This is a genomic window from Mycobacterium sp. IS-1264, assembly GCF_001954195.1.
Taxonomy (GTDB): Bacteria; Actinomycetota; Actinomycetes; order Mycobacteriales; family Mycobacteriaceae; genus Mycobacterium.
Genome location: NZ_MBES01000002.1, coordinates 11202 through 30596 on the forward strand (window position 1 = coordinate 11202; position 19395 = coordinate 30596).

Sequence of the window (19395 nt, forward strand, 5' to 3'; positions counted from 1 at the left end):
ACCCCCGCTGCGGGGTGCGGCTGTCCGTCGTTCTGTCAAGCTAGATCGGTGCGAATCGACCACCTCGGCGACCTTGGCGACGCGCCCCGCGTGCTGCGCGCCGTCGGCGACGCCACCGGACGGCTCGGTTTGCCGCCGCCGGCCGCGCTGACCGGCGACTGGTTCGGCGCGCAGGCCGTCATCGCACCGAGCGTGTCGGCGCAACAAGTCGACGCCCACGACGCGTTCGCGGTCGGGTTGGGCGCGCGGACGCCGGATTCCGCGGCCGTGGGCGGCGGCTGGGTCGGCTACCTGTCCTATCCCGACGCCGGCGCCGATGGGCGTCCGAACCGGATCCCCGAGGCCGCCGGGGGGTGGACCGACTGCGTGCTGCGCCGCGACCGGGACGGGCAGTGGTGGTACGAAAGTCTTTCCGGGGCGCCGATGCCGGAGTGGCTGGCGGCGGCACTGGCCGCGACACCGGCGCCCGGACGCGAATGCCGGATCGACTGGGATGCGGCCGACCGGGCGGAGCACCGCGGCGGCGTGCTCGCCTGCCTGGAGGCGATCCGCGCCGGCGAGGTCTACCAGGCGTGCGTGTGCACGCAGTTCACCGGACGCGTCACCGGGGCGCCGCTGGATTTCTTCGTCGACGGCGTCGCGCGTACCGCTCCAGCGAGGGCGGCCTACGTCGCCGGACCGTGGGGCGCGGTGGCGTCGCTGTCTCCGGAGCTGTTCCTGCGGCGCCGCGGTTGCGTCGTGACATCCAGCCCGATCAAGGGCACCCTGCCGCTGGATGCCTGGCCATCGGAGTTACGGGCCTCGGCCAAAGAGGTCGCCGAGAACATCATGATCGTGGACCTGGTCCGCAACGACCTTGGCCGGGTGGCGATCACCGGCACGGTGACCGTGCCCGAGCTGCTGGTGGTGCGCCGTGCGCCCGGCGTGTGGCACCTGGTGTCCACGGTGGCGGCGCGGGTACCGACGGAACTGCCGACCACCGCGCTGCTGGACGCGGCCTTCCCGCCCGCCTCGGTCACGGGCACCCCCAAACACCGTGCCCGCCAATTGATTTCACAATGGGAGCAGCGCCGCCGCGGAATATATTGCGGCACAGTCGGTTTGGCATCGCCGATCGCCGGGTGTGAGCTCAACGTCGCGATCCGCACCGTCGAGTTCGACGCGGTGGGCGGCGCGGTGCTCGGCGTGGGCGGCGGGATCACCGCCGACTCGGACCCCGACGCCGAATGGGAAGAATGTCTGCACAAGGCGGCCGGTGTCGGGCTCACATCCCCGACTCACTCGCGGCGTGACCGCAAGACCGCGTCGTAGAGCTGGCGCGAACGCACTCCCGGATGCGCGGCGGCCACCTCGCCGCACGCGTCCTTGACGCGGGCACCCCCCGCGACGAGCTGCTCCACGTCCGCCACCAGCGACGGCAGGTCGGCGCGCGAGACTCCGCCGGCAAGGACGACGGTGATCTCGCCGAGCACGCCGTCGGCCGCCCACGTCGCCAGCTCGGCGAGCGATCCGCGCACCACTTCCTCGTGCACCTTGGTCAGCTCCCGGCAGACCGCCGCCGCGCGTTCACCGCCGAGCTCCTCGACCGCGTCGCGCAGGCACGCCGCCAGCCGGCGCGGCGATTCGAAGAACACGATGGTGCGCCGCTCGTCGGCCAATCCGCCCAGCCACGTTTTGCGGGCCGCGCTCTTGCGCGGGGCGAAGCCCTCGAAGCAGAACTTCTCCGACGGCAAACCGGATACGGCCAGCGCCGTGGTCACCGCGGACGGTCCGGGCAGACACGTCACCGGCACCCCCGCGTCGACGCACGCGGCGACCAGCCGATAGCCGGGATCGCTGATCACCGGCATTCCGGCGTCGCTGACCACCAGCACCGTCGCCCCGGCCTTGACCGCGTCGACCAACGCGGGCACCCGCGCGGCCTCGACCTGGTCGAACAGGCTGACCACCCGGCCGGTGATGGCGACGCCGAGGTTTTTGGCCAGGGTGCGCACCCGCCGCGTGTCCTCGGCCGCCACCACGTCGGCGCTCGCGAATGCGTCGATCAGCCGCGGCGAGGCGTCCGACGGCTGGCCCAACGGGGTCGCACCGAGCAACAGGCGACCGTAGGTCATGACGGACAGCCTACGATCGACACCGATGTCCGCTCCGGCCCGCGAAACCTCCGTCACAGTGGAGGATGCCGTCGGGGAGCGCGTCGTGCCGGTCGTCAGCCCGGGCCCGCTAATTCCGGTCGCCGATTTCGGGCCCACCGATCACATCCGCGGCTGGGTGGTCACCGGCGTGATCACGCTGCTGGCAACGGTGACCCGATTCCTCAACCTGGGCTCACCGACCGATTCGGGCACTCCGATCTTCGACGAGAAGCACTACGCGCCGCAGGCCTGGCAGGTGTTGCACAACCACGGGGTGGAAGACAATCCCGGCTTCGGGCTGGTGGTGCATCCGCCGGTCGGCAAGCAACTGATCGCGTTCGGCGAGGCGATCTTCGGCTACAACGGGTTGGGCTGGCGGTTCACCGGCGCGCTGCTCGGCGTGGTGATGGTGACGCTGGTGCTGCGGATCGTGCGGCGGATCAGCCGATCGACGTTGGTGGGCGCCATCGCCGGCGTGCTGCTCATCTGCGACGGCGTCAGCTTCGTCGCCTCGCGGACCGCGCTGCTCGACGGCTTGCTCACGTTCTTCGTGGTTGCCGCGTTCGGCGCGCTGATCGTCGACCGTGATCAGGTGCGGCAACGAATGCACGTGGCCCTGCTGGAGGGCCGCGCGAGCGAAACGGTGTGGGGCCCGCGGCTGGGTGTGCGCTGGTGGCGCTTCCTCGCGGGGATTCTTCTCGGATTGGCTTGCGGGACAAAGTGGTCCGGCCTTTACTTCGTGCTGTTCTTCGGCGCGATGTCGTTGGCGTTCGACGTGGCGGCGCGCCGGCAATATCAGGTGACCCGGCCCTGGCTGGGGGTTTTCCGGCGTGACCTCATCCCCACCGCGTATGCGCTGGCGTTCATCCCGTTCGCGGTCTACCTGGCCAGCTATGCACCGTGGTTCGCCTCGGAGACCGCGATCGACCGGCACGAGGTCGGCCAGACGATAGGTCCCCACTCCGTCGTTCCGCTGCCCGACGCCATCCGCTCCCTGTGGCACTACACCGCCAAGGCCTTCCAATTCCATGCGGGCCTGACGAATTCGGCCGGCAACTACCACCCGTGGGAATCCAAACCGTGGAGCTGGCCGATGTCGTTGCGGCCGGTGCTCTATGCCATCGACCAGCAGAACGTGGCTGGTTGCGGGGCGCAATCGTGTGTGAAGGCCGAGATGCTGGTCGGCACTCCCGCGATGTGGTGGCTGGCGGTGCCGGTGCTGATCTATGCCCTTTGGCGATCGGTGATCCGGCGGGACTGGCGCTACGCCGTGGTCCTGGTGGGCTATTGCGCGGGATGGCTGCCCTGGTTCGCCGACATCGACCGGCAGATGTACTTCTTCTACGCGGCGACCATGGCGCCGTTCCTGGTGATGGGGATCGCCCTGATATGTGGGGACATCCTCTATGCGCGTGGTCAAAGCTCCGAGCGCCGAACGCTGGGCCTGATCGCGGTGTGCTGCTACGTCGCGTTAGTGGTGACCAACTTCGCCTGGCTGTTCCCGGTGCTTACCGGTCTGCCCATCTCACAACAGACCTGGGACATGGAGATCTGGCTGCCCAGCTGGCGGTAGTTCGGGTTTCTGCGCCGAGGTTGCCGTGAGGGCTGTGCTCGCGGGGCCGATCGCGACCATGACGGCAATCTCGGCGGGTTGTCGGTCACCGCAAGCATCATGAGCGCGTGGCGGGGGTATTTCGCGGGACGGAGGCAGTCGCGTGCGGCGCGCTGACCCGCGGCCAACTGCGCTGGAACTACCGGCGAATCCATCGCAACGTGTACCTGCCGAAAAATGGGGTCAGGTCGTTGCGGGACAACGCCCAAGCGGCGTGGCTGTGGTCGGGACGGCGCGGCATCATCGCCGGACGTGCCGCCGCTGCGCTCCACGGAGCCAAGTGGATCGACGATTTCACCCCGATAGAGATTGTCGGACCGTTCAACCATCCACCTCCCGGCACGATTATTCGCCGCGAACGCATCGGCGGTGAGGACGTCGTCGAACTGCACGGCCTCCCTGTGACCGGTCTTGCGCGCACGGCGTTCGATCTGGCCAGGCATCTGCCGCCCGCCGTCGCGGTCGCCCACCTCGACGCGCTGTCGGCGGCGACCGGCGTCACCGCGGCAGACGTGGCCCCTTTAATAGTTCGTCATAAGGGGGCACGCGGTGTGCGCCGATGCCAGGTACCTCTCGCGTTAATGGACGGCGGGGCACAGTCCCCGAAGGAAAGCTGGTTGCGAATGGTCCTCATCGACGCCGGCCTACCCCAGCCCGTCACGCAGATTCGCGTCACCGATGGACAGCTCGTCGCGTACCTCGACATGGGATGGGAGGGGCCGATGGTCGCAATCGAATACGACGGGGACCAACACCGAACCGATCGAAGGCAATACGTGAAGGACATCCGGCGAGCTGAGATGGTCAGTCGCCTCGGCTGGCACGTGATCAGGGTGATCAACGAGGACCGGCCCAACGTCGTCGTGCAGCGGGCGCGCGACGCGCTGGCGCGCCGTTCTGCGCCGAGATTGCCGGGAGGGCTGTGATTCGCACGCCGATCGCGACCATGACGGCAATCTCGGCGCGAAAGGCTACACCGGGTCGCGGGCGACCGGGCAGCACATGCAGCGGGGGCCGCCGCGGCCGGTACCCAATTCCGAGCCCGCGATGGTCAGCACTTCAATGCCGGCGTCCTGCAGGCGGCTATTGGTCTGCATGTTGCGTTCGTAGGCGACGACGACCCCGGGCGTCAGAGCCAACGTGTTGTTGCCGTCGTCCCACTGCTCGCGTTCGGCGACGACGGGATCGAGACCGGTATCGATAACGCGCAGCTTGTCGATCTCCATCGCCTTGGCGGCCGCCTCGAGGAACGGCGTTTCGTCGCTGATCGTGACGCCGTCGGGCGTGCGCTGGATGGTGAAGGCCGAGAGCGTGTCGACGACGTTGGCATACATCACCACGGTGTCGGTGTCGACCATCGTGCACACCGTGTCCAGGTGCATCTGCGCGCGTTTCTGAGCGATCGGCACGGCCAGCACGGTGTTGGCGAGGTCGTCGTCAAATAGGCTGCGCGCCAACGCTTCCGCACCGGCGGGCGTGGTCCGCTCGCCCACGCCGACGGCGAGCACACCCGGAGCGAGCAACAGCACGTCGCCGCCCTCGACCGGAGCGGTGCGCGACTCGTAGGCGCGCCGCACACCGGTGAACCGCGGGTGATGCGCGTAGATGAGGTCGGTCAGCGACGCCTCGCGAACGCGGGCCCGCAGCGCAAGCGTCGGGATCACGACCCGCGGTCCGATCCAGATCGACGAGTCCCGGGTGAACACCAGGTTCGGCAAGGGCTCGATAACGAAGTCCGCGCCGTGGTGCATGCGAAGCACCAACGACACGTCGGTGCGGGTGTCGGCCGGGAGTTCGTTGAACGTCATGCCCGCCATGAGGACATTCGCGAGGCGGACCGGGTCGAGCCCGCGCAGATAGGCCGAAAGTTCTTGCGCCAGAGGCGCACCGAGCCGGCGCGCATCGACCGCGGCGGCAACACCCTGCATCCGGGCGGCCCCGCTGTGGTTGAGCGCCTCGGTCAGCAGGTCGGACAGCAGCAACACTTCCACCCCGCGCGACCGCAGCAGCTCGGCGAACTGATCGTGCTCCTCCTGCGCGCGAGCGACCCACGGCAACCCGTCGAACAGCAGCTGGTCGCTGTTGCGCGGATTGAGTCGCCCCAACTCGGCGCCGGGGCGGTGCAGGATGGCGACGCGTAGCGTGCCCACTTCGGACTCGGTGCTCAGCTCAACACCCACGGTTAAAACGGTAGTCGGTCGCCGGGCCGCTCTCCTCTCGATCGAACGGATGTGCGATAGACTGGCGCCCGTGAGCGTCACGGTCCAGGGCTCGCTGTTCCAACACACCGAGCGCAGACAACTCGGCGACGGCGCGTTCATCGAGCTGCGCGCCGGCTGGCTGACCGACGCCGACGACCTGCTCACCGCGTTGCTGTCCACCGTGCCGTGGCGGGCCGAACGCCGCCACATGTACGACCGCGTGGTCGACGTCCCGCGGCTGGTGAGCTTTCACGACCTCGCGGTCGAAGACCCACCGCACCCTCGCCTGGCGCGGCTGCGCCGACGGCTCAACGACATCTACGCCGGCGAGCTCGGCGAGCCCTTCACCACGGTGGGGTTGTGCTGCTATCGCGACGGCTCCGACAGCGTTGCCTGGCACGGCGACACCATCGGCCGAAGCAGCTCGGAAGACACCATGGTGGCCATCGTCAGCCTCGGCGCCACACGCACTTTCGCGATGCGCCGCCGCGGCGGCGGCCCGTCGCTGCGACTGCCGCAGGCGCACGGCGACCTGCTGGTGATGGGCGGATCATGCCAACGCACCTGGGAACACTCGGTGCCGAAGACGGCGACGCCAACCGGTCCGCGCGTCAGCATCCAGTTCCGCCCCCGCGACGTCCGCTAGGGCCGAGTCAGCTGCGAACCGCGGCCACCGCCTTGACGAGCAGGTCGCGGGCACGCTGTGTGTCCACTTTCGCGACCGGCTGATCGGGCACCACAAGCGGATTGGCGATGACGATCACCTGGTAGGTGCCGAACTGGGCGGAGTAGTCGTACAACTCGCCGGTGTGGGCCGTGTTTCCGACGAGCGCCTGCAACACGCGGTGCACCCCGAACGTGTGCGTCCCGTCGATGTGCGGGGCGTCGATCACCTCGAGTCCGCCGCGCACCTGGCCCCCGGAAAACGCCACCTTGCTGCAGTCCTTCGCCGGATCCTCGACCGGCACCGGCTTGGAGGTTTCCACCGCGATGACGACGTAGCGGTCGCCGTTGCCCTCGGCGGACACCGCGGCCATATTGCCCTGCAAGTCCGGGGGCATGGCCGGGCCAAGCGCGGTTTTCGCGCAGTTGGGGGGATCGAAACTCAGGCCGTCGGGCAGCTTGCGGGCGGACAGGAACTTGGGATCGATTGCCCTTTCGCTGATATCGGCGACCTTGAACTCCGGCCCGAAGCTCGACTTCACCCCGGAGACTTTGGCGATGTCGGCCCTCGTCGAGGCGGCGTCCGAACCCGATGAGCAGCCGGCGAGCACGCAGACGGATGCGATCGCCGACACCACCTTGAACATCGTGGCCAATCTACCCAACCCCGTTGCTCAGCTGCGTAACGTGGACACCGTTTTGACGAGAAGATCGGCGGCGAATTGGGGTGGCAGCGCCGGCAACGCCGACCCGGGGTCGGTGATCAGCGTGGTGAACGCGTAGTAGCCGCCCAGGTACGCGGTGAATGTGTATGCACGCGAATCGATTTCGGTGCCCGCCTCGACGGAAGCCTTGATATCGGCCACCATGCCGACCGTCTCGGCGCCGTAGATGTGCGGGGCGTCGGTGAGGTGAACAGCGACCGTGGTTTGTCCGGACGTCATGGTCCACTGCCCGCACGCCGCGACCAGGTTGTGGTCGAGGTCCACCGGGCCGGGCAATGCAACGACGACCGTGTCGACGATCCCGCCCGCCCCCGACGCGGACAACCCTTGCGCGGATCCGCCGTGCCCGTTGCCCGGGTCGGCGAGTGCCGCGCACCGCGCCGGCTTGGCCGCCGCGTCGGCTCCGAGGCCCCAGATCACTGTCGGCGAGGCCGCACCGGGGATGTTGGTGGTGACCTCGTAGTTGGGCGGCAGCTCGCGTACCACCCGCTTGATGTTGGCGGGGTTGACGGCGACGCCGTGCGCCGACGACGAGGGTGACGCCGGCGGTTTGGGTGAGTGTGAATGGGCGCACGCGCTAACCAGCAGGGTGAGCGCCACGCCAATCCACAACGGCCGCATGCGCTTTAGCCGACCGCCTCGATCACCTGGCGGGCAACGCGCTCGATCTGGTCGGCCATCTCACGCTTGAGGTGCAGGTCGCGCCGGCGCGGCACATCGATGACGGTGGTGATGACGCCGACGTCTTCGCGCTGCCAGACCGCGCCGTAGCGGTCCATGATGGTGCGCATCGGCAGGTTGTCGGAAAGCATTCGCGCGGAGAACCTTTCGACGCCGTCGACGCGGGCGGCGATGGACAGCGCACCGATCAGGAAGCTACCGATCCCCCGGCCCTGGTAGGCGTCGGCGACGGTGAACGCGATCTCTGCGATCGTGGGGTCGGTCTCGTCGCGAACGAATCGCGCGTCGGCCACCGGGTCGCTGCCGTCGGTCATCACCCAGACGAAGTGGTCGACGTAGTCGACCTCGGCCAGGTAGTGCATCAACGCCGGACTGGGCAGCCGGGCCGTCATGAACCGGCGATACAGCGTCTCGCTGGAGAATTGGATGTGACCGTGCACCGTACGCTCGTCGTCGCCGGGCAGCACCGGGCGCAACAGTAGGTCGCTGCCGTCGCGGACGCGCACCGGGATCGGGGTGATGAACGCCGCGAGCCGCTGGCGGACGGTGCGCAGCAGCCGCGGCATCACCCCGGGGATGTGCAGCATCCGGGTGAACGCGTCGTTGTCACCGATCCAGCCGGTCAGCGGGTCGGCCGTGGTGACCGTCGCGATCCGCGGGATGTCGCGCAGCAGGGCGATTTCCCCGATGATCGTGCCCGCGGATGCCTCCCCGACGGCCACCGTGCCGTCGTAACCGACATGCTTGATTTCGGCAGCGCCCGACGAGATCAGCAGGAACGAAACCGCCTGCTCCCCTTGCCGCATCAGCACCTGGCCCGCCGCGGCGCGCAGCGGCTGAAGGGTCGCGGCCAGCGGCGCTAAGTCCTCGGCGGGGCATCCCTCGAAGACGTCCATCGTCGCGAGTTCTTCGACTCGCGCACCGGTCAATCCGGCCACTGCAACATCCCGCCGATCAACGAATTGCGGCCCGCTACAGGTTAGGGCGTTTGCCGCTGACGCAGCAACAATGTGCCCAGTTCCGCGAAATTTCGGCGGGCTTGCGGTGAGAATCTGAAGACATGCGGCCAACCAGGATCCAGGTGGGCGATCTCTGGTTCGATGCGCTGACCGAACACGAGGTCGTCGACGTCGTGCGCAAGTCCTGGGCCGCGGACCAAGGCGGCTCGATCGTCCCGGTGAACGTCGACGTGGCCCGGGCGGCCAGCCGCGACGGCGCGCTCGGCGACCTCATCGCGAGGGCATCGCTTGTCGTCGCCGACGGGATGCCGCTGGTGTGGGCGGCGCGGATGAAGGGTGAGCGGCTCCCGGAGCGAGTCGCGGGGTCGTCACTGATATCCACGCTCTGCGGGGCGGCGGCCGCCGACGGAAAGTCGGTCTACCTGTTCGGCGGCGCCGACGGGGTGCCGCAGAAGGCCGCCGAGGCGCTCGCCGCCCGGTTCGCCGGCTTGCGCATCGCGGGCACTCAGTCACCGGAGTTCGGCTTCGACCGGACCGAGAGCGGAGCGCGGGAGGCGATCTCCGCCGTCGCGGCGGCCGAACCCGATCTGGTGTTTGTCGGCTTGGGCTTTCCCAGGCAGGAGCACCTCATCGAACAACTACGGCAGGAACTGCCCAATGCGTGGTGCCTGGCCTGCGGCGGGGGCATCTCAATGGCCGCGGGAGTGGTTCGTCGCGCGTCGCCGGTGATGCAACGACTGGGCTTCGAGTGGTTACACAGGTTGCTGCAGGAGCCGCGGCGGCTGGCTGGCAGGTATCTCCGCGACGATCTGCCGTTCGCCCTCGCGCTGGTGACTCGGTCTGCGGCCCAACGGCTTAGGCGAGGATGAGCCGTACGGCCGCGGCGAGGTCGTCGACCACGGCGTCGGCGTTCGCCACTTCTCCGCCGCCGGGGCGCAGCAGGACGGTCGCCGCGCCGGCGGCCCGGCCCGCCAGCACGTCGGCCTCACTGTCGCCGATCATCACCGATTCGGCCAGATCGAAGCCGTGTTCCCGTGCCGCGCGGAACAACATGCCGCCCAGCGGCTTTCGGCAGTCGCAGCTATCCGCCGCGTGCGGGCAATGGTAGGCGGCGTCGAGGTGGGCGCCTTCGGCCGCTAGGAGTTCTTGCAGACGACTCTGGATGGCGTCGAAATGTGCTGGGTCAGCGGACGGTTCGGAGAGCCAACGCTGGTTGGTCACCAAGACGGTGCGTATACCTGCCGCGTTGAGTGCGGCCAGCGCCTCGGCCGCCCCGGGCAGCAGCACCAGCTCTTCCGGCGATTTGACGTACTCGCCCTCGGCGGCCTTGACGTTGATGGTCCCGTCCCGGTCGAGGAAGACGGTGCGCACGCGCCGCAGGTCCATCGTCAGGACGGCCTCAGGCGGGTCGCGAAAACAGTGCCGCCTCAACCATTTCGCAAATCGTGTGACCCAAGTGCAGGCATGCCTCCTGGATCCGCCCGGTGTCGTCACTTGGCACCCGGATACAGATGTCGGCCAGGCCGGCCACCTTCCCGCCCCGCGCGCCGGTGAGGACCACGGTCGTCATCCCGGCCTGGCCGGCCGCCTCGAGCGCGCGAACGACGTTCGGTGAATTGCCGGACGTGCTGAGCCCGACCACCACATCTCCCGGGCGACCGGCGGCGAGCACCTGGCGGGTGAACACCTCGTCGTAGGAGTAGTCGTTGCCGATCGCCGTCATCGCCGCCGTCGCGTCGGCGAGGCTGAGCGCGGCAAGGCCGGGGCGGTCAAAAGCGAAGCGGCCCATGAGTTCTGCGGCCAGATGGCCGGCGTCTTGCGCCGACCCGCCGTTGCCGAAGAAGATCACCTTGCCGCCGGAGCGCAGGGAGTCGATCATGGCCCGCGCCACCTCGACGGTCTGCGCGGCGAAATCCCCGTCCAGCATCTGGCGCTTGACCGCGATCGTGTCGGCCAATCTCTCCTGCACTGTCGCGGCGCTGGGTGGGACGACGTCCGACATGCTCATGCCAGCCATGTGGTCAATCCCTTGCTCTCGAAGGCGAATTCGGTGATGGTGGCCCCGGCGGACTCGAGGGTTTCGATCAGCCGATGCTTTTTGGCGAAGTCGCAGAACAGCAGGATGTAGCCGCCCCCGCCCGCGCCGGTGATCTTGCCGCCGAGCGCGCCGTTTTTCAGGGCGAGGTCGTAGAGCTCGTCGATGCGCTCGTTGGTGATGTAGGGCGACATGCGTTTCTTCTGGGTCCACGCTTCGCCGAGCAGCGCACCGAAATCGGTGAGCTTACCCGTCAGCAGGGCGGCCTTCATGGCGACGGCGAGTTCCTTCTGGGCGCGCAGTCCGGCGAGCGTGTCATCGGCACCCGTTGTGGCGCGGCGTGTTTGGTCGTCGATCACTCGTGCGGAGTCGCGCGTGATGCCGGTGAAGCACAGCAGCAGGCTCATCTCGAGCTCGTAGGCGATCTCGTCGCGAATGCGCAACGGATTGACGATCACCCGATCGGTGAACTCGATGAAGTTGAATCCGCCGAACGTCGCGGCGTACATGTCCTGCATGCCGCCGGTAATGCCCAGGTCTTCGCGTTCGATGGCGCAGGCTAGCTGGGCGGTTTCGTATTCGCCCATCGGGACGCCGTAGTGCTCGGCGAGCATGCCGGTGAGCGCCACCATCATCGTCGACGAGGAGCCCAGCCCCGAGCCCGGCGGAGCGCTCGACCGCAGCACCATGTCGTAGCCGTCCGTGCCGTCGCGGCCGAACCGCCGCACCGCCGCCTTGATCAGATCGAGGCTGCCGTCGTAGAGGATCTCGCTGTCGAGGCTCATCTCGGTGGTGGTCTTGAAGTCCACCGACTCGACGGTGACGACACGATCGGTGCGCGGGGTCAGGGAGCCCTGCGCGTAGCGGTCGATCGTCGCCGACAGGACGCAGCCGCCTTCGGTCGCCGGGAACGGTGGCACATCGGTGCCGCCTCCCGCGAACGAGATCCGCAACGGCGCCCGGGCGCGGATTCGAGGAGCTGCCATGGACATCCTCTTTCGACGCGGTTCGCTCAGCGGTTGCTGCGAATCACTGTCCATGAGGTACGCGTTCATCACAACCACCTCACGAACAGTTCATGCCGGCGTGCCAAAACACCGGTTTGCCACGAAGGAACCGGCACAGAGTATCAACGAACCCGCAGGTGCGTTGCGCTTTTGCCGGACTCGGGCCTTCAGGCGTACTGGTTTGCCGGAGGGTTCACCGGCGTGATCGTGACGGCCCGCAACGTCGGGATCGGCGGCGTGTGCGGCTGCCGAACCGCGGGGATCACCTCGCCCTCGACCCGCAACCAGGTGTTGTCGGGGAACTTTGTGGCGGCGCCGCCGTCGTGGTCGCGCAGATGGATCCGCGCGAGTTGGGCGTCGGCGGCGCAGCAGATGATGACGATGCGGGCAAGGTCGACGCCGCCCGGTTCGTTGAGGACAAACCCGGTCACCGTGATCAGCCGGTTGGTCAGCGACCCCGAGCTGTCGTTGGCCGCGCGCATCACGACGTCGGGCAGCGAGACGTCGGGGGCTCGACCGGGTGGCAGTGGCGGAAATGCCCGGCGCAGAACGTCATTGGACACATTCGTCACCCGGGTGGCGGCTTGTGGCCGCAACGGCGGAGGCGTGACAAAGATCAGGACGACGATGGGCACGACGAGCAGCCATACAACGCCGGTGCGGTGGGAATGGCCGTCCGCGTCGTGGCCGTCGTGTCCCGGCCCGCCGCGGCGGATGTCGCCGATGATGGCCGCCAGCGCGAACCCGACGGTGAGGACGGCGGTGAGCGCCAACCAGGGCAACAGCGACGGCTTGACGTAGCGGGTGAACGCGCCGGTGAGCGTGATCATGCCGATGCTCAGCCCCACCAGCAGCAGGATGGTGTTCTCGGTTTCGCGCCTCATGCCGCTGAGCCGAGCAACAGCATGCCGACAAGGGTCGCCGCGGCGACGGCGACCACCAACGTGGCGGGGGCGAACCGGGCGGCGAACGCCCGACCGAACATGCCGGACTGCATCGCGAGCAGCTTGACATCAACGGCCGGACCCACCACCAGGAACACCAGCCGAGGCACCAGGGGAACCATCGTCAGGCTGGAGGCCACGAACGCGTCGGCCTCCGAGCACACCGCGAGCGCCACCGCCAGCGCGGCCATCACGATGACGCCGAGGATCAAGTGCGCGCCGACGTGCTCGAAGATCCGCGCAGGCACCGCAACGTGTAGTGCCGCGGCGGCGGCGGCTCCGATGACGAGGTAGGCCGCGCCCTGGAGGAAGTCCTGCCGGGCGACTTCGCTGAATTGCTGCCACCTGGATCCCGATGTGTGCGTGGCGTTCGGTGGCAGCCGGCGGGTGATCCACTCGGTGCGACCGCAGCGTGACCACACCAACCCCATCACGAGGGCGGTCAGCAGTGACGCGCCCACCCGCGCGATCACCATTTTCGGCTGACCGGGAAAGGCGACGGCCGTCGCGACCACCACAACCGGATTGATGGCCGGTGCGGCGAGCATGAACGTCAGCGCCGCCGCTCCCGCCGCTCCGCCGTCGCCGAACAGGCGCCGCGCCACCGGGACCGACCCGCACTCGCATCCGGGCAGCGCGGCCCCGGCCAGGCCAGCCGCGACGACCGCCGATGCGGGGCGGCGGGGTAGCCATCGCACCAGCTGTTCGGGTGGCAGGAACACCGCGATCAATCCGCTGACCAGAACCCCCAATCCCAGGAAGGGCAGCGCCTGGACGAAGACCCCGCAGAAGACGGTGCCCGCGGTGGCCAACGTGTCGCTGCGCGCGACGCTGGCACGCAGCCATGTTCCGGCGATTGTGAACGCCACCAAACCGGCGACAAGGACTTCCATCGAGCCGACGCGCAGGACGCGCGCGGCGCTCATCGGGTCCACCCGGGCACGAACATCACGGAGCGATTCATGGAATGAAAACGATTATCACTTGCGGGGCCGCTTCGCCGCACCCGGGGCGGGGACAAGGCGACGACGCCCACTAGCGTCGGAACAAATGAGCCAGGATCCGGTCGAGTTGACGCGTGGCCTCCTCGACGAGACTGCGGTGCTGCGGCACGGCTTTCTCGATGTGTTAGGGGAATCGACGAGTTCTCCGGTTCCGACGGTTGCTCAACGCGCAATGAACAGTCCGTTCGTCGCGACCGTGTACGAGCGGCTGTGGCGGCCGACGGCTTTCTACCTCGCCAGTGGCGTCACCCACGGCGCCGAGCAACAGCGCGCGGCATCAGCCCTGCGCCTGTCTACCGCTCAGCGATTACTCGACGTCGCTTGCGGCCCAGGCAATTTCACGGCGCCGCTCGCCGAGCAACTACCCGATGACGGCCTTGCCGTGGGATTCGATATTTCGGAGCCGATGCTGACTCGGGCCGTGCTCGACAACAGCGGACCGCAGACGTGTTATGTCCGCGGCGATGCGCGCAAATTGCCGTTCGGCGATGAAACGTTCGACGCTGTCTGCTGTTTCGGCGCGCTGTATCTGATGCCCGAGCCGTTCGGGGTCGCTCGCGAGATGATGCGGGTGCTCAAACCCGGGGGCCGCATCGCGATCCTTACCAGTTACTCCCGCGAGGTGGCGCCGCTCCGCCGCGCCCTGACGGTCGGCGCACGCGCAATCGGGCTCACGATGTTCGACCGGGCTGCCTTTGTCGACTTGTTTTCGTTGGCCGGCCTGGTCGACATCGAACAGCAGACACAGCGCGCCCTGCAGTTCGTCGCCGCCCGAAAGTCGGGTTGAAGGGCCTTACTGAATTGCTAATCTTTAAACGCCAGCGAACCAAGTTTTGGTACTGGTTACCGCTAGTCGTAGAGATATAGCGAGTTGCCGCCTGGTACCACTCCGAATCCGTACGTCTGAGTCGCACGTTTAACGACTTTTGCGACGCGAATAAAGCTCGGCAGGCGTAAGTCTACCGTCCGGCGGGTAGTTGACGACACAGTTGTAAATCCGATCAACTCTTGCTTAGACAAGCCCATCGGTTTCGGCGTAGGTAGCCCTTGTTGGATTAAAAGCTGTTGGCGACGACCCAAGGCAAGCCAAATCTGATTCGACAGCCAGCCGTCGAGATGTGACAACTGCTCGATGTCGTTGACTAAAGGGAAGAAAGCCATCACGCCTTCGAATGACATAAAGGGTATCGAACCTTGTATAAACCGACGAACTTCAGCTTCGCCAAGAGGTCCATACATATACCTTCTAATTTGCAATATACAAGTGATATAGTCGCGGTCATTGCCGGTAAGCTGGCGCGCCGACTGTCTACGCGCCATCGGTTCACGTAATAAATTGTTGTAGATCAGGCCGCCAATCTTTGTCTTGATCCTAGTAACGGCGGACTCGCGCATTCGCACCTGGCCGAGACCGAGCGAATGCCCTAAGTAGTCGACTGCAATTGTATTTTTAAGTTCAGTTTGCGCTTCTGGATGCCGGACCAATAGACGTATGCCCGGACTCTTGGCCACATTTATCGGGGTACCTATTTGCTCGGCCGCTTCGTGCAGCACTTCTGCCGCCATGCAAATGCGGCTATAGTCAGGGCTCCATATCAATGTATCGTCCGCATACCGCACGAATCCAACCCCCAGCCGTTCAAGTGCTCGATCTAACTTGGTAGCGGCGATATTCGCCAAAAACAAACTCACCGAGGTCCCTTGAGCCAAGCCGGCCTTGCCCGATGGTCGGAGTTGCCCGGATTCTGTTTTTACCAAATGCGGGATCGGTGTATCTAGAAAAGCATGTATTAACCTGTCTTCGAGTGACGTTCGGATAATGCCCAGATCATCTAACGACTCATAGAGGAATTTATGATCGATTCGATCGAAATATTTGGTAAAATCATATTCAGCAATGAACAGTCGATGCTTGCCTTCAAGCTCTTGCCTCGCGTAAGCGAGCGCGTCGTGCGGCGATAGCCCAGCTCGATATGCGAATGCTCGGGCGCTCATCCGCGACAGATTTTTGCGCGAAAGCGATTGCAATAGTCTGTACGATATGACTTCGTCGGCAATCTGAAATGCAGTTACAGTCCGCGTTCCCCCGCCAGGTTTATCGAGTTCGAACTGAGCAGGCTCGAAAGGGGCATAGTTCGCGCGCTTCAAACGACTCGTCATAGAATGTGCGATTGAAGAAGCGTGAGCGCGAACCCGATAGGGATCAAAACCCGGCGAAATATCCCAAAGCGGCGGACGCTGCACACGTAAGCGCGTGGGATCGCCGACACAGCGCCGCGCTCTGCGTACATTTTCGTCGAATACCCATTTCGCATATCGCTCATGGTTCTGAATCCGCCGATTGGCCGCCGATTCGATTGCCTGTTGCAACTTCCACCACACGCCAACTCCCCTAAAACGAGTTTAGGGGCCAGGCGGAACGCCCGACCCCTAACCGGCTACTCGCGCCAAGGAAATTATGCAATTACGCTGCCCCGGGCTCTCGTCCGAAGCGTCGAGCAGGTAGGCGGCGATCAACCGGTACCCCACCTACTATTGACGCGAAGCCTAGCCCCTCTTGGAGCCTGCCCGAATCCTATCAATGGGCTGCATCCATGAACACTCGCCCGATGCGGCTGTTAGCCCGCACGGTTTCTAGCCGGGCGTGGCGAGCGCGTTCGCCTCTGATCCGTCGGTGCCTAGTGCGACAATCTCGGAAGCATCGTCCCGAGGAAAGCATGTCTCCCATGCACGACCACCCGCTCCACCGTCCTGTAACCACGCGATGCGAATGCTGCCGTCTTGAGCAGGAGTTCGTGTTCAAAGCAAAGAGTGACCATGTCGTCTGTCGGGGTTGTGCGCGTCACGTGGGCAGCAATCAGCGCCAAAAGGAGCTGCGGCAAAAAGACCATGCCAGTCTGTACTGGTCTGAGCTTGAAATATGCCGGGAGGACCGGGCAGCCGATGCTCAGCGTAGCGAAGCCGCGCAACAGGAGCTCCGGAACGAAATCGTGATGCGAGACCGAACAATCGCAGAGCGGGAAGTGGTGATTGCAGATTTGCGCGACGCGATCAGACGGAGCGAACTTAACCCCGCAGTCGAAGAATGGCTGGCGGATGAGAAGGTCCGCGAGGCGTGCTCTAAGCGCGATAGTGCATACCGTGCACGAGACTACGCGCTGGCGGCATTGTGGCGGGCGGCAAGGATTCATGACTGTGATCCTCACCGCGACGATGACTGCATTTGTGGCCGCAAAGCCGATCAGTGCAGAGAACTCGGCGCAATTTCTGACGAGCTTGTCGCCATGCGGGAGTGGGAGGAACGCCAGATTCAGCGTCTGCGGGACGGTCTCGAGCATGGACTGCCTCGCGAGCATCCCGAGGTGCAAAAGCTCGGGTGGCCTTACTCCACTCGGCGTGCACGCGGGCTGTCGTAGAAGCGCTGCGGGCTCTGAGCCTCCCGGGGAACACTGATTCGAGATTCCAACGAACGTGCCCTGACCTGCCAAATCTCTGTGGAGCTAAGGGGATTCGAACCCCTGACCTACTCGATGCGAACGAGTCGCGCTACCAACTGCGCCATAGCCCCTGACCGCTAGCAGGCTACCAGTTCCGGAGCAGCACCAGCATCGCCAGGGACTACTCGCCGACGGCTCGCGGCAAGTCCCGGGGCCACCCGTAGTTCCGCATGGGCATCGCGTAGTCGAGATGCTCGAAGATCGGATCCTCGTCGTCGATCTCCAGCACCACCGCGCCCGGGCGCCGCAACCGCGAGGGGACCACGTCGTACTCGCGCTCGTATGCGTTCTCCACGCCGAGCCGCGCGCGGGCCATCCGCTGCATCCGGCGCCGGCGCACCTTCTCCTCGATGCGGGTTTGCCGGCGCAGATAGCCGAGGTAAAGCACCGTCACCGCGGTGGCGCTGCCGCACACCCACCACGCCGTCGGCGACACCTTGAACGCGGCCGTCGCCGAGCCGACCAACACGACGGCCATCACCATCAGCACGCGCTTGCGGAAAGCGTATTTGCGGGCGCTGACCGCTGCGGCGGTCTTGGAGTCGTATCGACGCTGCCGCCGTAAGCCCGGGGATGCGACGGCCGCCCGCGCTTCCGCGTCGTCTTCGGGATCCTCTTCCGGCTCCAATCCAGAAGAGTCGTCGACGTATTCGTAGCGGTCGTCCTGCTCGCCGTCGTCGGCCTCTTCATCCTCGGCGTCGGTCTCGTCGACGGGATCGGCCTCGTCGGCAGCGCTGGCGCCGGCCGGAAGGGCACCCGAATCCTCGATGACGTCGACATCCAGGTAGTCAGGCTCGGCCTCCTCGGTGAGCTCGACCTTCATGACAACCGGGCGTGCATCCGGGAACTCTTCGGTCTCCGCGTCCTCGTCGTCGTCGGCGAAGTCCTCGTCAGCGACGTCTTCCTCCGGCTTCCAATCGGGGTCGCTGCGATGACCCGCAGCCGGACCAGCGCGCTTAAGCAGACGGGATCCGGCGCCGTTGAGCACCCGCGTCGCCAACGCGACGTCGCTGGTGCGGCGCACAGCGTCGCGTTTGCTGATGAGCATCGGCACCAAAACGAACAGCCACAGCACCACGAGCGAGATCCACAACAACGATTGCGGGATGCTTGGCATGATGACCTGCTCCTTCTGGCCTGGATCCCCCGCGAGGCTCATCGGCGGCCTGCGCGGCCGGGTCACAGCGACCAGCACAATTACACACCTGTAATTTGCCCCCTACAAGCACCAAACGTCACTCGTGTCGCGCTAGCCACAGCTACGGGCGCCCAGTTACGTCCAACTCGCGTGCCCCGAGCGGACCAGGGTCGAGGCCACCGACCCGTACACCTCTTCGATGGTGATCGCCATCAGCAAGTGGTCGCGCCACGCGCGATCCACCTCGAGGTAGCGGCGCAGCAAACCCTCTTCCCGGAAGCCGACCTTGGCCAGCACGGCCCGGCTCGCGGCGTTCTCCGGACGCACGGTGGCCTCCACGCGATGCAACATGACCGGCCCGAAGCAGTGGTCGAGACCCAGCGCCAACGCCGCGGTGGCCACCCCGCCGCCGGTCGCCGACCGCGGCACCCAGTAGCCGATCCACGCCGAGCGCAGCGCGCCGTGCGTGACGTTGCCGATGGTCAGCTGTCCGCAGAACCGCCCGTCGAGCTCGATCACGTACGGCAGCATGCGCCCCTTCCGGGCCTCCGAGCGCAGGCCGGAACACAGCGCGGGCCACGCCGACACAGCATGCCGGGTCGCCCAATCGCCGTCCGCGCTGGGCTCCCACGGCTCCAGGTGCGCGCGGTCGGCCAACCGGATGCGGCTCCACTGCACGCCGTCGCGCATCCGCACCGCCCGCAAGCGGACCACGCCCGCGGCTACCCGCAGCGGCCCAACGTCCAAGGGCCAACCGGGATGCCGGGCATTGGTGCGCAACAGGTTCACGGGCG

At 66.5% G+C, this 19395-nt stretch carries 20 protein-coding genes and 1 tRNA gene; 6 read left to right on the forward strand and 15 right to left on the reverse strand.

The genetic code is table 11. The features are described from left to right. Positions 1-48: 48 nt before the first annotated feature. The gene (locus tag A5744_RS00055; RefSeq protein ID WP_076057566.1) at positions 49-1311 is read left to right on the forward strand and encodes an aminodeoxychorismate synthase component I; all 1263 of its coding nucleotides are present in this window, start codon (positions 49-51) and stop codon (positions 1309-1311) included. Here the strand turns inward: A5744_RS00055 and rsmI are convergent. Then, positions 1278-2114 (reverse strand): 16S rRNA (cytidine(1402)-2'-O)-methyltransferase, encoded by an 837-nt coding sequence (gene rsmI / locus A5744_RS00060; protein ID WP_076057567.1) that lies wholly within the window; start codon positions 2112-2114, stop codon positions 1278-1280. The two genes, A5744_RS00055 and rsmI, sit on opposite strands and share 34 nt — an antisense overlap. A gap of 25 nt (positions 2115-2139) precedes the next feature. Between rsmI and A5744_RS00065 the strand changes: the two genes are divergently transcribed. Then, positions 2140-3708 (forward strand): dolichyl-phosphate-mannose--protein mannosyltransferase, encoded by a 1569-nt coding sequence (locus tag A5744_RS00065; RefSeq protein ID WP_076057568.1) that lies wholly within the window; start codon positions 2140-2142, stop codon positions 3706-3708. 107 nt (positions 3709-3815) lie between these two features. Then, a complete protein-coding gene (locus A5744_RS00070) occupies positions 3816-4673 on the forward strand; it encodes a DUF559 domain-containing protein (RefSeq protein WP_076057569.1) in 858 nt (285 codons plus the stop codon). Between the two features lie 45 nt (positions 4674-4718). Here the strand turns inward: A5744_RS00070 and arcA are convergent, their stop codons facing one another. Next, complete coding sequence (gene arcA / locus A5744_RS00075; protein ID WP_076057570.1) at positions 4719-5927, reverse strand: arginine deiminase; 1209 nt, start codon at positions 5925-5927, stop codon at positions 4719-4721. A 70-nt stretch (positions 5928-5997) separates the two neighbouring features. Between arcA and A5744_RS00080 the strand changes: the two genes are divergently transcribed. Further along, the gene (locus tag A5744_RS00080; protein ID WP_205866270.1) at positions 5998-6594 is read left to right on the forward strand and encodes an alpha-ketoglutarate-dependent dioxygenase AlkB; all 597 of its coding nucleotides are present in this window, start codon (positions 5998-6000) and stop codon (positions 6592-6594) included. Between the two features lie 7 nt (positions 6595-6601). On the opposite strand, the gene A5744_RS00085 is transcribed toward A5744_RS00080, so the two are convergent. Genes A5744_RS00085 through A5744_RS00095 form a run of 3 tightly spaced genes read right to left on the reverse strand, consistent with a single transcriptional unit; the run spans position 6602 to position 8913 of the window. Beyond that, complete coding sequence (locus A5744_RS00085; RefSeq protein WP_076057572.1) at positions 6602-7258, reverse strand: DUF5642 family protein; 657 nt, start codon at positions 7256-7258, stop codon at positions 6602-6604. A gap of 27 nt (positions 7259-7285) precedes the next feature. Further along, positions 7286-7957 (reverse strand): DUF5642 family protein, encoded by a 672-nt coding sequence (locus tag A5744_RS00090; protein ID WP_076057573.1) that lies wholly within the window; start codon positions 7955-7957, stop codon positions 7286-7288. A gap of 5 nt (positions 7958-7962) precedes the next feature. Continuing rightward, complete coding sequence (locus tag A5744_RS00095) at positions 7963-8913, reverse strand: GNAT family N-acetyltransferase (protein ID WP_139331177.1); 951 nt, start codon at positions 8911-8913, stop codon at positions 7963-7965. A gap of 164 nt (positions 8914-9077) precedes the next feature. Between A5744_RS00095 and A5744_RS00100 the strand changes: the two genes are divergently transcribed. Further along, positions 9078-9845 carry a WecB/TagA/CpsF family glycosyltransferase gene (locus A5744_RS00100; RefSeq protein ID WP_076057575.1) on the forward strand — a complete coding sequence of 256 codons (768 nt, stop codon included), beginning with the start codon at positions 9078-9080 and terminating at the stop codon, positions 9843-9845. Here the strand turns inward: A5744_RS00100 and A5744_RS00105 are convergent. The 5 genes from A5744_RS00105 to A5744_RS00125 form a co-directional block, all read right to left on the reverse strand. Beyond that, the gene (locus A5744_RS00105) at positions 9832-10362 is read right to left on the reverse strand and encodes an HAD-IIIA family hydrolase (protein ID WP_240562916.1); all 531 of its coding nucleotides are present in this window, start codon (positions 10360-10362) and stop codon (positions 9832-9834) included. The genes A5744_RS00100 and A5744_RS00105 overlap by 14 nt on opposite strands. 13 nt (positions 10363-10375) lie before the next feature. Next, positions 10376-10993, reverse strand: a complete 618-nt coding sequence (locus tag A5744_RS00110; RefSeq protein ID WP_139331171.1) for an SIS domain-containing protein — start codon at positions 10991-10993, stop codon at positions 10376-10378. Beyond that, complete coding sequence (locus A5744_RS00115; RefSeq protein WP_076057628.1) at positions 10981-11997, reverse strand: GHMP kinase; 1017 nt, start codon at positions 11995-11997, stop codon at positions 10981-10983. The genes A5744_RS00110 and A5744_RS00115 overlap by 13 nt, the downstream gene beginning before the upstream one ends. A gap of 188 nt (positions 11998-12185) precedes the next feature. Beyond that, positions 12186-12902 (reverse strand): TIGR03943 family protein, encoded by a 717-nt coding sequence (locus A5744_RS00120; protein WP_076057578.1) that lies wholly within the window; start codon positions 12900-12902, stop codon positions 12186-12188. Then, entirely contained in the window at positions 12899-13888 is a 990-nt protein-coding gene (locus tag A5744_RS00125; RefSeq protein ID WP_076057629.1) for a permease, read from the reverse strand. Before A5744_RS00125 ends, A5744_RS00120 begins: the two co-directional genes overlap by 4 nt. 124 nt (positions 13889-14012) lie before the next feature. On the opposite strand from A5744_RS00125, the gene A5744_RS00130 reads away from it, so the two are divergent. Beyond that, positions 14013-14753, forward strand: coding sequence for a methyltransferase domain-containing protein (locus A5744_RS00130; RefSeq protein ID WP_076057579.1), 741 nt, complete (start codon positions 14013-14015; stop codon positions 14751-14753). Between the two features lie 62 nt (positions 14754-14815). On the opposite strand, the gene A5744_RS00135 is transcribed toward A5744_RS00130, so the two are convergent. The 5 genes from A5744_RS00135 to A5744_RS00155 form a co-directional block, all read right to left on the reverse strand. Continuing rightward, positions 14816-16348, reverse strand: coding sequence for a reverse transcriptase domain-containing protein (locus A5744_RS00135; protein ID WP_076057580.1), 1533 nt, complete (start codon positions 16346-16348; stop codon positions 14816-14818). A gap of 296 nt (positions 16349-16644) precedes the next feature. After that, a complete protein-coding gene (locus tag A5744_RS24760; protein WP_139331172.1) occupies positions 16645-17304 on the reverse strand; it encodes a hypothetical protein in 660 nt (219 codons plus the stop codon). A 157-nt stretch (positions 17305-17461) separates the two neighbouring features. Next, positions 17462-17534: transfer RNA gene (locus A5744_RS00145), tRNA-Ala, on the reverse strand. Positions 17535-17584: 50 nt separating this feature from the next. Next, positions 17585-18580, reverse strand: a complete 996-nt coding sequence (gene glpR / locus A5744_RS00150; RefSeq protein WP_139331173.1) for a gephyrin-like molybdotransferase receptor GlpR — start codon at positions 18578-18580, stop codon at positions 17585-17587. A gap of 156 nt (positions 18581-18736) precedes the next feature. Next, on the reverse strand, positions 18737-19390 hold the full coding sequence (locus A5744_RS00155; RefSeq protein WP_076057631.1) for a GNAT family protein: 654 nt from the start codon (positions 19388-19390) through the stop codon (positions 18737-18739). Positions 19391-19395 lie beyond the last annotated feature (5 nt).

What these genes read in the sequence shown, in the direction of transcription:
- rsmI (WP_076057567.1), bottom strand. Translation starts at nt 2,114, where the DNA reads ATGACCTACGGTCGCCTGTTGCTCGGTGCGACCCCGTTGGGCCAGCCG.
- A5744_RS00065 (WP_076057568.1), top strand. Translation starts at nt 2,140, where the DNA reads ATGTCCGCTCCGGCCCGCGAAACCTCCGTCACAGTGGAGGATGCCGTC.
- A5744_RS00085 (WP_076057572.1), bottom strand. Translation starts at nt 7,258, where the DNA reads ATGTTCAAGGTGGTGTCGGCGATCGCATCCGTCTGCGTGCTCGCCGGC.
- A5744_RS00090 (WP_076057573.1), bottom strand. Translation starts at nt 7,957, where the DNA reads ATGCGGCCGTTGTGGATTGGCGTGGCGCTCACCCTGCTGGTTAGCGCG.
- A5744_RS00095 (WP_139331177.1), bottom strand. Translation starts at nt 8,913, where the DNA reads ATGGACGTCTTCGAGGGATGCCCCGCCGAGGACTTAGCGCCGCTGGCC.
- A5744_RS00100 (WP_076057575.1), top strand. Translation starts at nt 9,078, where the DNA reads ATGCGGCCAACCAGGATCCAGGTGGGCGATCTCTGGTTCGATGCGCTG.
- A5744_RS00105 (WP_240562916.1), bottom strand. Translation starts at nt 10,362, where the DNA reads ATGGACCTGCGGCGCGTGCGCACCGTCTTCCTCGACCGGGACGGGACC.
- A5744_RS00110 (WP_139331171.1), bottom strand. Translation starts at nt 10,993, where the DNA reads ATGGCTGGCATGAGCATGTCGGACGTCGTCCCACCCAGCGCCGCGACA.
- A5744_RS00115 (WP_076057628.1), bottom strand. Translation starts at nt 11,997, where the DNA reads ATGGCAGCTCCTCGAATCCGCGCCCGGGCGCCGTTGCGGATCTCGTTC.
- A5744_RS00120 (WP_076057578.1), bottom strand. Translation starts at nt 12,902, where the DNA reads ATGAGGCGCGAAACCGAGAACACCATCCTGCTGCTGGTGGGGCTGAGC.
- A5744_RS00125 (WP_076057629.1), bottom strand. Translation starts at nt 13,888, where the DNA reads ATGAGCGCCGCGCGCGTCCTGCGCGTCGGCTCGATGGAAGTCCTTGTC.
- A5744_RS00130 (WP_076057579.1), top strand. Translation starts at nt 14,013, where the DNA reads ATGAGCCAGGATCCGGTCGAGTTGACGCGTGGCCTCCTCGACGAGACT.
- A5744_RS24760 (WP_139331172.1), bottom strand. Translation starts at nt 17,304, where the DNA reads ATGCTCGAGACCGTCCCGCAGACGCTGAATCTGGCGTTCCTCCCACTC.
- glpR (WP_139331173.1), bottom strand. Translation starts at nt 18,580, where the DNA reads ATGCCAAGCATCCCGCAATCGTTGTTGTGGATCTCGCTCGTGGTGCTG.